The 13,549-nt window shown below is 53.1% G+C and carries 10 protein-coding genes; all 10 read left to right on the plus strand.

What is annotated here, in order from left to right; translation table 11 throughout:
* Window positions 1-185: 185 nt before the first annotated feature.
* The 10 genes from LY85_RS15570 (at window position 186) to LY85_RS15615 (ending at window position 13,538) form a co-directional block, all read left to right on the plus strand.
* Window positions 186-1,157, plus strand: coding sequence for a sugar-binding domain-containing protein (locus LY85_RS15570; protein WP_038322854.1), 972 nt, complete (start codon window positions 186-188; stop codon window positions 1,155-1,157).
* A gap of 380 nt (window positions 1,158-1,537) precedes the next feature.
* Window positions 1,538-2,857, plus strand: coding sequence for a RuBisCO large subunit C-terminal-like domain-containing protein (locus LY85_RS15575; RefSeq protein ID WP_052010453.1), 1,320 nt, complete (start codon window positions 1,538-1,540; stop codon window positions 2,855-2,857).
* Window positions 2,858-3,082: 225 nt separating this feature from the next.
* On the plus strand, window positions 3,083-4,525 hold the full coding sequence (locus LY85_RS15580; RefSeq protein WP_141827380.1) for an NAD(P)/FAD-dependent oxidoreductase: 1,443 nt from the start codon (window positions 3,083-3,085) through the stop codon (window positions 4,523-4,525).
* Window positions 4,526-4,557: 32 nt separating this feature from the next.
* Window positions 4,558-5,829, plus strand: a complete 1,272-nt coding sequence (locus LY85_RS15585; protein ID WP_141828163.1) for an FAD-dependent oxidoreductase — start codon at window positions 4,558-4,560, stop codon at window positions 5,827-5,829.
* 8 nt (window positions 5,830-5,837) lie between these two features.
* Window positions 5,838-6,212, plus strand: coding sequence for a DUF1667 domain-containing protein (locus tag LY85_RS15590; protein ID WP_141827381.1), 375 nt, complete (start codon window positions 5,838-5,840; stop codon window positions 6,210-6,212).
* A 307-nt stretch (window positions 6,213-6,519) separates the two neighbouring features.
* Window positions 6,520-8,079, plus strand: coding sequence for an FGGY family carbohydrate kinase (locus LY85_RS15595; protein ID WP_141827382.1), 1,560 nt, complete (start codon window positions 6,520-6,522; stop codon window positions 8,077-8,079).
* Between the two features lie 65 nt (window positions 8,080-8,144).
* Window positions 8,145-9,656 carry an iron-containing alcohol dehydrogenase gene (locus LY85_RS15600; protein WP_141827383.1) on the plus strand — a complete coding sequence of 504 codons (1,512 nt, stop codon included), beginning with the start codon at window positions 8,145-8,147 and terminating at the stop codon, window positions 9,654-9,656.
* A 52-nt stretch (window positions 9,657-9,708) separates the two neighbouring features.
* On the plus strand, window positions 9,709-10,527 hold the full coding sequence (locus LY85_RS15605) for an HAD-IIA family hydrolase (RefSeq protein WP_141827384.1): 819 nt from the start codon (window positions 9,709-9,711) through the stop codon (window positions 10,525-10,527).
* 42 nt (window positions 10,528-10,569) lie between these two features.
* Window positions 10,570-11,376, plus strand: a complete 807-nt coding sequence (locus LY85_RS15610; protein WP_141827385.1) for an HAD-IIB family hydrolase — start codon at window positions 10,570-10,572, stop codon at window positions 11,374-11,376.
* Between the two features lie 341 nt (window positions 11,377-11,717).
* The gene (locus LY85_RS15615) at window positions 11,718-13,538 is read left to right on the plus strand and encodes a glycosyltransferase (protein ID WP_141827386.1); all 1,821 of its coding nucleotides are present in this window, start codon (window positions 11,718-11,720) and stop codon (window positions 13,536-13,538) included.
* Window positions 13,539-13,549: the final 11 nt, after the last annotated feature.

Consider the following 13,549-nt stretch of genomic DNA (forward strand, 5'->3'; position numbering starts at 1 on the left):
TTGCCGTCCGTAGCCGGCGGGGCGGCAGGATAAAATAGAGTATGATTCAGGAAATAAGATTTTTCCCAAAATTCAGACATGGTTGTCATTATACAATAATTGATAGATATAATGAAAGTGGACGCTGTTCAATACATAATGGTGGATTTTTTATGTGCCGGACATCACTATGGGAGGAAAGAGTAATGAAAAGCGAAGTGTACAATCAGTCTGTTTGCATTATGGATTCCGTTGCGTATCTGTACTACATTGAAAAAAGGACTCTTGCAGAAATTTCGCAGGATTTGGGCATCTCCAAGCCTACCGTCTCGCGGCTTCTGAAGAGAGCGGTAGACGAGGGTGTCGTTGAATTCAAAATTTCCAAGCCGTTTGCGGACTGCATTGATCTGGAAAAGAAGATCATGAGCCGCTACGGTCTGAAATCGGTGATCGTTGTCCCGGTATTGGAACCGGAAAAGCTTCTGAATCCAGAGGAGACAAAGAAAAGGGTCGCTCTGGAAGGGGCCCGCTATGTACAGCGGATCGTTACGGACGACGATATTCTCGGCATGAGCTGGGGCGGTACGATGTATCATCTGATCCAGTATCTGAACCCCTGCCGGAAGGTGAACGCCAAAGTTATCACGATGCACGGCAGCATTGCCGACTGCGACGAAAAGCTGGCGGTCAACAACCTTGTACGGCGTGCCGCCATGGCTTTCGGCGGAAAAAATGTATCGATCTGCGCGAACGGCCTTGCCGACAGCAGAGATCATTGCCGCCAGATTCAGGATGACGCGAAATTCCAGAAAATATTTTCCCTGCTGAAATACATCAATATCTCCGTAAGCGGGGTCGGGGTGTTTTATCCCAGCGTGGATTCCCTGCTGGCTTCCTCCGGCTATCTGAAGCCCCATGAAATGAAGGAACTGATTGAGCAGAAGGTTTGCTGCGACTTTGCTCTCCGTTTCATCAACAGGGACGGTCAGGAGTGCGAAAGCAGCCTGAAGGACCGGACCCTTTCCATCGGACTTGATACATATAGGCAGATTCCCTGCAAAATCGTGGTGGCCTCCGGCAGCAAAAAGGCGCATGCCATCCGTGCCCTGCTGAAAGGGAATCTGGTCGACGTCCTTGTTATTGACTATTATCTTGCAAGTGCTCTGTACGCGCTTTGAAAGACGTCGGAAACGGGTGCGGGTACCTACCTTCTCAATTGGTACCCGCGGCTGTTTATTATAGATGATGTTTTGAAATATTGGTTTGAAACACCTTCCCATGAAACGTAAGACCTCCTTTGAAACATCCTTGCGATATTGCGGGTTTTCTGAAACGAAATCAGAAAGCCCGCAATTCGTTACCGGGGATTTCCCGGGCTGACGCAGGTCGTTTCCAGCAGCTTCCGCACCTGAGGCGCAGGTGGAAAACAGGATGGGACAAGCCTTTATTTTTAGTTAATATTGAAATATTTTTCAATATTTTCTTATGATTTTTAGGCAGTTATAATAGGGACATAGGAAATAACTTAGCCGAAGAAAACAAAGAAGGAGTGGACATCGTGTATATCGATCCTATTATCATTCAATACCCGGAAGGGCTGGAAAAAGACCGTTTTGTCATCGCAACCTATTACTGCGGAACGAAACGGAACACGAATATGATGAAGTTCGCCGCCGCTCTGGCGTGCGAGCAGACCTGCGGAACCTGGATTCAGGTACCCCAGGAAACCGCCGAGGTGCGTGAAAAATGCATCGGCAGAGTCGTCGGCGTTTATGAAGCGCCCTCCTACCAGATCGAGCTTCCGAAGGAAGTTGAGGAAAGAAACTTCATCGTCCGTATCGCTTATCCGTGGGCCAACTTCGGCGAAGCGCAGTTTGCGATGATGCTGAGTGCCGTGATCGGCAATATCTCCAGCTCCGGCAAGGTCAAGCTGATCGATCTGGAGTTCCCGGATTCCTTCCTGAACCAGTTCCAGGGACCGAAATTCGGCGTCAAGGGCATCCGAGACCTCCTCGGCGTTTACGACCGTCCGCTGCTGAACAACATGATCAAGCCCTGCACGGGCCTTTCGCCGGAAGCGACGGCTGCGCTGGCTTTTGAGTCCGCCGTCGGCGGCGTGGACGTCATCAAGGACGACGAGCTGATCTCCAACCCGGTCCACTGTCCGCTGGTGAAAAGAGTCAAGGCGGTCATGGCCGCTCTGAAACGCGCGGATGAGGAGAAGGGCGAGAAGACGCTCTATGCCTTCAATATTACGGACAGAACGGAAAACCTGAAGGACAACGCTTACAAAGCGCTGGAAGCAGGGGCCAACTGCCTGATGGTGAACTACAACACGATCGGTCTGGACGCGACGAGAATGCTCGCGGAGGACAAGAATATCAACGTTCCGATCCTGGGACATTCCGACTATACGGGCGCGCTGTACGAGTCTCCGTGGTCGGGCGTGAGCGCCGCCCTGATCGGCGCAAAGCTGCCGAGACTGGCCGGTGTGGACATGATCATCGCCCTGACGCCTTACGGCAAGTTCCCGATGATGATGGACACGTTTGTGGACGGCGGATACCGGATGCTGTCTCCTCTGGGCAACATCAAGCCGGTGTTCCCGATGCCGGGCGGCGGTACGACGCAGGGCCACGTGGAAGACGTGGTCAGAAAGTTCGGCAACGACGTGATGATCGCGAGCGGCGCGGGCATCCACGGCCATCCGATGGGGCCGAGGGCCGGAGCGGTTGCTTTCCGCCAGGCCATCGACGCCGCTGTTTCCGGGCAGAACATGCTGGAAGCGGCAAAGCAGCACAAGGAGCTGCAGGCAGCGTTTGACGCCTGGGGCTACTACCAGGAAGGCAAAACCGGCATCTTTGATCTGAAGGGCTGATTGTTTTTCCGCCAGCCTTAAAATAGTGATGTTACAGGACAGTTGAATGTGCCGATGCGCACATTCAACTGTCAGATTTAAAGAGATGTTTTACCAATGGAGAATTATGTATTCCTTTTATCTTGGGGCAATAGGGGCCCCGTTTACCCAAATTGCTGTGTTGGCTTTGATTCATAAGCTTTCCTGGCCTGCTTATGAGACGAAAAGGACGGAGGAGTAATCATAATGTATGATGTTGTAATCATCGGCGCCGGGGTCACCGGATGCTGTATTGCAAGGGAATTATCACGGTATCAGCTGAACGCGTGTGTGGTGGAAAAGGGCGATGATGTCGCGTCCGGCACTTCAAAGGCGAACAGCGGAGTCATTCATTCGGGGTTTGACGCGAAGCCGGGGTCGCTGATGGCGAAACTCAATGTGGAAGGCAACGCTCTTCTCTGGGAGCTGGCGGAAGAGCTGGATTTTCCGGTGAAGAAGAACGGCGCTCTGGTGGTTGCCACCGACGAGGAGGAAGTCGAGCATCTGGAACTTCTGCTCGATCAGGCCCGTCAAAACGGCGTTCCGGGCGTACGAATCCTTTCCCGCGAGGAAGTCATGAACATGGAGCCAAACCTTACGGATAAAACGGTGGCTGCTCTTTACGCGCCTACGGGCGGAGTGATCGACCCGTTCAATCTTGCCATTGCCATGGGGGAAAATGCCAATGTGAACGGGGTGGAATTCCGGTTTGAGACGGAGGTTCTGCAGATCCGTAAAAAGGGCGAAAAATACGAGCTGGAAACCAATCACGGAAGCATTGAGACGAAATGTGTCGTCAATGCGGCCGGTGTTTATGCGGATAAATTCCACAACATGGTGAGCGAAGAAAAAATACATATTACCGCGCGCAAAGGAGAATATCTGCTGTTTGACAAGACGGTGGGGGACCTTTTCACCGCTTCCGTTTTCCCGGTTCCGGGAAAAATGGGGAAGGGTATCCTGATTGCGCCCACCGTTCATGGAAATTTGTACGTCGGCCCCACCGCCAACGACGTGGAGGATAAGGAATCGATCAATACCACACAGGATATCCTGCAGCTTCTGACGGAAAAGGCAAGGGCCAATCATTTGTCCAAGCGGACGATTCCCATGAATAAGGTGATTACCTCCTTCTCGGGACTGCGTGCGCATCAGGACAAACATGATTTCATTGTGCAGGAGGTTCCGGACGCCGAGTACTTCTTCGACGCCGCGGGAATCGAATCCCCCGGACTGACCAGTTCGCCCGCGATCGGGGTAATGATGGCGAAGATGGTTTCGAAGAAACTGGACCTGAAAGAAAAGACCGGTTTTGTTTCTGCCAGAAAAGGGGTTTTAAAGCCGGAAAAACTCACGGATGAGGAAAGAAACGAACTGATTAAGAAAAATCCGGCGTACGGCAATATCATCTGCCGTTGTGAAATGATTACCGAAGGGGAAATTGTAGACGCGATTCACCGGCCTTTGGGGGCAAAATCCATGGACAGTATCAAAAGAAGAACCCGCGCGGGCATGGGACGGTGTCAGGCCGGCTTCTGTACGCCCAGAACGATGGAGATCCTTTCCAGGGAGCTGAAGATCGGTATGACCGAAATCACCAAAAAGGGCGGCGGCTCTCGGCTCGTTGTCGGCAAAACCAAAGAACTGTAAAAGGTTTACATGGAAGAAAGGCATGATGAATGATGAAGTCATATGAAATTGTTATCATCGGCGGGGGACCCGCCGGGCTTGCGGCGGCTTTGACAGCGAAAGAATCGGGGGTCGACAGCATCCTGATCCTGGAAAGGGACAGGGAACTCGGCGGGATTCTGAACCAGTGTATCCACAACGGCTTCGGACTGCATACCTTCAAGGAGGAGCTGACCGGACCGGAATATGCGTATCGATTTATTGAGAAAGTCCTTGAACAGAAGATAGAGTATCAACTCAATACCATGGTTATGGATATTACGCAATCCAAAATCGTCACCTATATGAACAGGGCGGAGGGTATGGTACATATTCAGGCAAAATCGATCATATTGGCGATGGGCTGCCGGGAAAGACCCAGGGGGGCGCTGAATATCCCCGGCTTCCGGCCGGCCGGTATTTTCTCCGCCGGGACCGCTCAGAGGCTTGTCAATATGGAAGGCTATATGCCCGGACGGGAAGTCGTCATTCTGGGCTCCGGAGACATCGGCCTGATTATGGCGCGGAGAATGACGCTGGAGGGCGCCCACGTCAAGGTGGTCGCCGAGATTATGCCGTATTCGGGCGGACTCAAACGGAACATCGTGCAGTGCCTCGACGATTTCGGGATTCCTCTCCGTTTAAGCCATACCATTGTGGATATCCGGGGCGTTGACCGTGTGGAAGGGGTCACCATCGCGCAGGTGGATGAGCACATGAAGCCTGTTCCGGGGACCGAGGAGGATTACGACTGTGATACCATCCTGCTTTCCGTGGGCCTGATTCCTGAAAACGAGCTGTCGAACAAGATAAACGTTCAGATGAACGCCGTTACCAGCGGGCCGGTCGTCAATGAAAGCCTTGAAACCAATGTCGAAGGGGTATTCGCCTGCGGAAATGTCCTTCATGTGCATGATCTGGTGGATTATGTTTCCGAAGAAGCCGCTCTGGCGGGAAAGAACGCCGCGAAATACGTGCTCGGAAAATTCGGCGGTCAGGAAAATTCCGCCCATACCGTCACGCTGGAAGCGGTTGACGGGGTCCGCTACACCGTGCCGAAAACCGTGAATGTCGGCCGGATGGAGGACACGGTCAAGGTGCGTTTCCGTGTCGGAAACGTCTTTAAGGACAGCTATGTCAGCGTTTATTATGACGATGAGCGGGTGCTGCACCGCAAAAAAATCATTATGGCCCCCGGGGAAATGGAGGATATTACCCTTGACAGGAAAAAACTGCTGGGATATCCCGACTTAAAGAAAATTACCGTTAAGATCGAAAGGGAGTAAGGAGCATCATGGAGAAGAGAGAACTGATCTGCATCGGCTGCCCGCTCGGCTGCATGATTACCGTAGATATGCAGGACGGTAAGGTGGTGAAGGTGACCGGGAATACCTGCCCGCGCGGAGAAAAGTACGCTGTAAAAGAAGTGACATGTCCCACAAGGATCGTAACCTCTTCGGTAAGGGTGTCCGGCGGGGACATCCGCGTACTGTCCGTGAAAACAAAGGAAGCGGTTCCCAAAGAAAAAATATTTGACTGTGCAAATGCTCTGAAAACCGTCAAGGTGGCCGCTCCGGTCAGAATCGGAGATATCATCTTAAAGGACGCGGCGGGAACGGGGATTCCTTTTGTGGCGACAAAAAATGTGAAATCCCCCAGCACCCTCTGAAAAAATCCAGCTATCTCCCGCTTTTTCCCACTGCGCGGCGGGGCCGTGCATCGTGTGATTTTTCCTCAGCCTTATTACAGATTTTATATCGGACCCAAAGATCGTTGTACAAAGGGATATGAAATGTTCCACTCGGGGGAATGAGCCTGACAGCAGGTTCTATATGGGTTGGAATCGGTTACAGCGGAGCTTTTCAGTTGGGTCAGGACTTGGAAAGCTGTGTGTTTTTTAAGGCGAACCATCAAAGGCGGCGGTCATTGTGGCCGCAGAAAAAGTATTGAAAAGGCTTATAAAGGGAGGAAAAACAATGGCGAAATATTTGATTGGTCTGGACAGCGGAACAACGGGACTCAGGAGCAAGATTTATGATTTGAGCGGGAACGTAATCGCGCAGGGATACCGCGAGTATGACTGCGTTTACTACAAACCCGGATGGATCGACCAGGACATCAACATGATGGTCGAGGCGATGTACGACTCGCTGGCGGAGGTTGTGGCAAAAGGGAAAAAGGCCGGTGTGGATCCCAATGAAATTGCATCCATCGGCTTATCCACCCAGCGTATTCTACATATGTACGTCGATCAGGACGGCAATGTCATGCGCAACGGCATGGGGATTTCCTGGCAGGATTCCCGCTGCGAGGCCGAAGCGAAATGGATGAGTGAATTCGGCGACGAATACACCCAGATCACGGGTCTTCCCGTAGGTACCGCCTGGGGAAGCGGTAAAGTAAAATGGGTTTTGAATAATGAGCGGGAGACCTATGAGAGGGCTTCCAAAATTCTGACCACACAGGAATATTTCCTGTATAAGCTCGGCGCGAGGGACGGCTGGTTCCAGGACTGGTCGAACGCCTCCTATTTCGGTCTGCTCGATGTGCAGACGATGGAATTCAGCGATCCTCTTCTGAAACGGTTCGGCATCAGCAAGGATAAGCTGCCCAGCCTGGTCGGTTCCGGCTGGCAGGTGGGAACGATCGACAAATACGCGAGCGAACGCACCGGGCTTCCGGTCGGCATGCCGGTCTGTACCGGCGGCGGCGACCAGCAGTGTGCCGGAATCGGTGCGGGCGTCATACGCGAAGGCCTGTGCGAGGTGACCTTCGGGACCTCCGGAGTCAGTCTGGCCGCTCTCGACACACCCAAGCACGATCCCAATAAGAAGGTTTCCCTCTCGGCCGCCGCTTTCCCGGAAAAGGCATGGGAGTCCGAAGGGCTGCAGATGGCGGCGGCCAGCAGCTACCGCTGGTTCCGCGACACCGTCGGGCAGGTATGCAAAATGATCGAACCGATTACGCAGACCAGCCCTTACCAGATTCTCGACAGACACGCGGAAAAGGCGCCTGTCGGCAGCAACGGCGTCATCTTCCAGCCGTATCTGGCCGGGTCCAACTGCCCGAACTACGACGGCACGGCACGCGGCGCTTTCCTCGGACTCAGCTTCAAGAGCGATTTCGCGTCCCTGGCGCGTTCGGTACTGGAAGGCGTGACTCTGGAAGCCAGAAGCGTTCTGGAGGCGTTCTATTCCTTTATCGATATCGACGAGATCATCCTGAGCGGCGGCGCGACCAACTCCAAGCTGTGGTGCCAGATTCAGGCGGACGTTTACAACCGTCCCGCAACGATGCTCAGGGAAGGCGAGTGCACGGTTATGGGCGCGGCTATTTTGGGCGGCGTGGGCGCCGGCGTGTTCAAGAGCGTGCAGGAAGGCGTGGACACGATGGTCAAGAGGGTAAGCACCTACGAGCCAAATCCGAAGACGGTACCGCAGTATAACGAACTGTACGATTTGTTCAAGACCGCCTACAGCTCACTTGCGCAGGGAGATTTCTATCAAAAACTCAACAATTTTACGGAAAATAATTAAAGCATTCCCGGCTGCGAAAGCCTGAGAACGACTTTCGCAGCCCCGCAAAAAGGAAGGAGTTCATCATGTTAAACCGGTTAATGCCTCCCGTATTCAAGTACGACGTTGGCAATATGAAGGATTTGAATGAGCGGATTAAACGCTGGTCGGACTACGATCAGATTCCAAAAATAGAACTGGAGGACGTGATCGTCGGCAGGGACGCCATCGAGCGGCTTCCCGACGCGCTGCAGTCCCTGGGCGTCCGGGCCGGACAGAGGGTGATTGCGGTCATGGACGAGACGGTCATTCTCCGCAAAGGCGAAAAGCTGAAGGAACAGGTACAGGCGCTGCTCACCCGGGCGGGTTACGCGGTGGAAAAGCTCATCCTCAAGGGAGACGAATACGGGGTCGTTCACGCGGACGCAAGGCAGGTGGAAACGGTTCAGTCCCGTCTGGACAAAGCTTGCGCGGTCATTTCCGTCGGATCGGGAACCGTTACGGATATTGCAAAGCACGCGTGTTTCCTCTATCAGAATGAAAACCATTGCGAACGCATCCCGCTGATTTCCTTTATGACGGCCAATACGGTACCGGCCTATACGTCCCGTTCTTCCATTATTTCCAAGGACGGCGTCAAGCGGACATGGCCTTCCCGTACGCCGAACATTGTCGTGATGGACGTGCAGACCCTGATGGACTGCCCACTGCACTATACGGTGGGGGGAGTAGGCGATCTTTTCCCGGTGTTCAGTGCTTTCGCGGACTGGTATCTGGCCGACTGCATGGGCACCGCAACGGTACTGGACGCCTGCTGGCGCATTGTGGACGACATCAAGGAGCTTTTGATCCCGTATATGGAAGAAGTGGCCAACCGGACTTCCGTCGGAATGGAAGTGCTGGGGAAATGCCTGCTGGTGACCGGGCTTACCATGACGTTTGCGCAGGACTCCGTACCGGTTTCCGGCTATGAGCATGTCATCAGCCATCTGCTGGACATGACTGCGGACTACGACAAAAGAAAGACAGGGGTTCACGGCCAGCAGGTGGGCGAAGCAGATATCCTCTCTCTGATCAATATGGAAAAGCTCGTCACCCGCCTTGACAAGAAAATGGCGGACGGCGGAATCGATATCGGCAGTTGCTATCCTTCGGAGGAAGAAATGCAGAAAAAAGTCCTGGAAACTTTCCGGCCGATCGATCCCACGGGGAAAATGGGCCGCGAATGCTGGAACGATTACAGCCAGAAGCTGAAAAAATGGAACGATAACCGCCCGAAATTTGAAGCGTTCCTGAAGGAATGGCCCAAACACCGCGCGGTCCTTAAAGAGCTTCTTCCACACACGGCGCTTGCCTGTGCGCGGGCGTTAAATAAAGCGAAGCATCCGCTGCTGTTCGACGAGCTGGACGCGCCTGTCACGGAAGAGCGTTTCCGCTGGGCCATGCGCAGCGCCAACCTGATGCGCAAGCGGTTTACTTCCGCCGATTTGACCTATTTCCTGGGATGGTATAATATGGATTGGGAAAATGACATTATCAGCCGATATTATGAAATAGTGAGAACCGTGCGCGCTGAGAATTCATCAGCGGCTCACTGATAAAATCAGACTTCTTGATGCGGGGGAAAGAGGGAGTCTTTGGAGGTTAACCATGAGCGACAATCGTATTAAGGTAAACGCGGATCCGGACCATCTTCTGGATCGAATCAAATGTTTTGCGCTGGATATGGATGGGACGATCTATCTGGGTGAGCAGTGGATTGACGGGGCAAGGGACTTTTTGAAACGCGTGGAAGAGACCGGGCGAAAATATGTTTTTATGACCAACAACTCTTCCAAGAGCGCGGATGTATACTATGAAAAGCTGGAGCGGATGGGGCTGAATATCCGCCCCGAGCAGCTGATTACCTCCGGTCACGCGACCGTTGATTACCTGAAAAAGAATTTTCCGGGTAAAAAGGTTTTCCTGCTGGGGAACCCCATGCTGACCGCGGAATTTGAAAAAATGGGAATCCCGCTGGACGACGAGCATCCGGACCTTGTCATCACCGCATTCGATACTTCTTTGGATTACAAAAAAATGTGCAAGGTCTGCGATTTCGTCCGGGAGGGGCTTCCGTACATAGCAACGCATCCGGACTTTAACTGCCCGACGGAAACCGGATTTATTCCGGACGCCGGTTCCATCCACGCCTTTATAGAAGCATCCACCAAACGCCGCCCCGACAAGGTGATCGGAAAACCGAACCGTGAGATTGTGGCGTATACGCTGAAAATGACCCACTGTACGGAAGAAGAGACCGCTATGGTGGGGGACCGCCTGTATACGGACATCGCTGCCGGGGTGAACAACGGACTCACGGGAATCTTTGTCCTCAGCGGCGAGGCACAGTTGAAGGACCTTCCGGATTCGGATGTCAAGCCACATTTGATCTTTGATTCTGTTAAGCAAATCATTCCCTATCTGTAAAATCCATCCTTGCCATACATCACTGAAAAAGGGGGCGGAGGAATGTCCATCAGGCTGATTGCGCTGGACGTGGACGGTACCCTGACCGATGAAGAGGGCAGAATCAGCGCGGAAAATGCTTCCGCGGTCAAAGCGGCCATGGAATCCGGAATCCAGGTGATCCTGGCTACGGGCAGGCCGCTTCAGGGAGTGGAGCCCATCTGCCGGGAGCTGGGAATGAACGGACCGCTGATTCTGGGAAACGGGGCCTTGGTCCTGTCGGGGGACGAAGTGTGGTATCAGGATTTTTTTAACCCGGAGGATTTGCGCGCCGTTTACGAACATGGAATTACGGTCGGCGGCATCTCCGTGCTGGCCTTCCAGCCCGAGATCATCCCCTACTGGTTCCCGCAGGACATGGACAAAAACTGGCTGTCGGATATTCTGGACTCGTTCCGGCTTGATAAGCGGTTCGACGTCCCTGCGCCGGCCGACCTGCCGCTTGAGCGGGTGAACAAGGTCATGCTTCTGGGCGACCCTCAGTCGGTTGCACAGGCGCTGGCCACATGGCCGGAGAAAATCGGGCATCTGGCAACGGGGCGCTCCTATCCCTATCTGGGAGAAGTCAACACGCCGATGGCTAACAAGGGCAGAGCACTTTCCATTGTGTGCGGGCGGCTGGGGCTTTCTCCGGAGGAGGTCATGGCGGTCGGGGACGGCGAAACGGATTTGCCCATGCTCGATTTTGCGGGGACGGCGGTGTTTGTTCGCCGGGGTTCCGAAATTCCGCAGCTGCCCGTCGGCGCGCTCGTGGTTCCAACGGAAGAGCGCGACCGCGGTGTCGCCTGGGCGCTGATGCACTGTATGTAATTTTGGGTTTTCTCAGACAGCCGTAAATTTTGCACCTTTTATCCTGATTTTTTATCTTTCTCAGAATTTACGTACTGTCCTTTATTTTTAGCAGGCTGCCGGTTCGTTCCTGTGAGCGAACCGGCAGCCTGCATTTAAAAGTGCCCGCGAAAAATACCGGCTGACAGGAAAAATATATCGAACCAGATATATTCCAAATTCATAGAATGATAGTGAATATATTGAAAGCCTGAAAGAAAACAGGCCCGTATTTTTGCGGATCAGAGCCAGTCTCAGGACGAAAGCTGTACGCAAATCCCGTTTTTAGTCATTTTCAGTAATCCACAGGGAGTGATGCAGATATGGGTCGTAAAAGAACTCTCAGCCTGTGTGTAATTGTGCAAGAGGAGGAAAGCGCTGTAGAAGAATGTCTTGAGAGCGTGGGGGATGCCGCTGACGAAATTATTCTTGTCGATATCGGTTCAGCCGGAAAAATCGCGGAAACCGCAGAAAAATTCGGAGCAAAGGTTTATTCCTTTCCGTGGAACGGCAGCATCAGCGACGTCAGAAATTATTCCATCAGCAAGGCGGGAGGAAAATGGGTCCTGCTGATGGACGACTGCGAGGTATTTGAAAAGAGCGGACGCGAAGCCCTTGCGGACTATGTTCAGCACTCCAGAAACCATGGATGCCATTTTACCGTCCTCAGTCCCGCGGAAAATCCCGAAGGCGGACTGTGCTGTACAATGCCCAATACCCTGCGCCTGCTGCGCAACGACGGACTTTACTGTTTTCGGGGGAAGGTGCGGGAGCAGCTTTGCAGAAAGGACGGCAAAAAAGTCGCGAAGGGATTGTTTGAGCGAAGGGATTTCAGAATTTACCGCTTCAGCCGCTTTGAGGAAGCCGCAAAGGAACGCCAAAAGAGAAAAGAGAATTGCGCGGCCCTTCTGAAAGAGCTCGAAGAAGAGCCGGAGAATCCATTCCTTCAGTTCCATCTGGGCAATGAATATCTGTCGGATTCCGATTATAAGAACGCGGTCTGCTTTTATGACAGGGCATACGCCAATATGGATGAGACACAGCCCTACGCGCCCCATCTGGTTTACCGGCGCGCAATCGCGTATGATCACTTGAAGCAGTATGAACGCTCCCTGAAAGCGATTGAAGAGGCGCTTGCCGTTTATCCCCAGTGTACGGATCTGGAGCAGCTCCGGGGCGCGGTTTATTCGGAGTGGGGAAGATATACGCTGGCGATTGACAGCTTTCAGCGATGTTTGCAGATGGGCGATCCTCCGCCCGAACTGAGGCTGGCCGGGGACAATCCGGCCGGGCCGCTTTTGCTTCTTGCGGATCTGTACGTTCGGCTCTGCGATTACGAAAGAGCTTTCCAATGCTATAAGCAGGCGGTCGTGCAGGAACCTTTCCACTACCAGACGCTTTATTCCGTCGGGCATGTCCTCAACCAGATGTATGAGGATAAACGAACGGCTGTCGCAAAGCTGACGGCGTTCTTTTCCAATCTGGAGGACCCGCCCAACCTCATCGTGCTCACGGATATTCTGATCGAGGAAAAGCTTTACGCTTACGGCGTGGTTTACTGGGATATTCTTGCGAAGCAGCCCGGATACGAACCGGACAAAACTTTTCTGCGGGCGAAGCTGTATTTTTATACGCAGGAGTATGAAAAGGCATGGAAACTGTTTGAACCGCTGGCGGCCACGCGCCCTGCGGGCGCCGTTTTTCGGCAGATCGGCGGGGAGAGCGCGGAGTACCTGTATCTTTTATCCCTGATTCTGGGCAATGAAAAAACAGGAGAGTGTATCCGTCTGGCAAAAGGCGGCTGCGACGAAACAACCGTCCGTACCTTCCGGCAGATCTGGAACGTATACCGGGGGAACGGCGAGCTTGCTTTCCGGAAGGATGAAAACTGGAAGAGAGTTTTAAATGCAGTGACGCTCCTTTTTGACAGATTGATCCGCGCAAGGGAGTTTGATCTGTTTCAGAAGCTGCTGTATGTTTTAAACGACATAAACAGTCCCGCGGCGTTGACTGCTTTGGCCGGCGTGTATTTCAGCAACGGATACGATACGCTGGCGGCTGACCAGATTGTGCGTTCTGTCAGAGAACTGAATTATCTGGACGCCGCAGGGCTGAATATTCTGCTCCGCACAAGCAGAAAATAGAAATCTTCTGA

The sequence above is a fragment of the Clostridium sp. KNHs216 genome, from assembly GCF_006714885.1.
In the GTDB taxonomy this organism is placed as follows: domain Bacteria; phylum Bacillota; class Clostridia; order Oscillospirales; family Acutalibacteraceae; genus Caproiciproducens.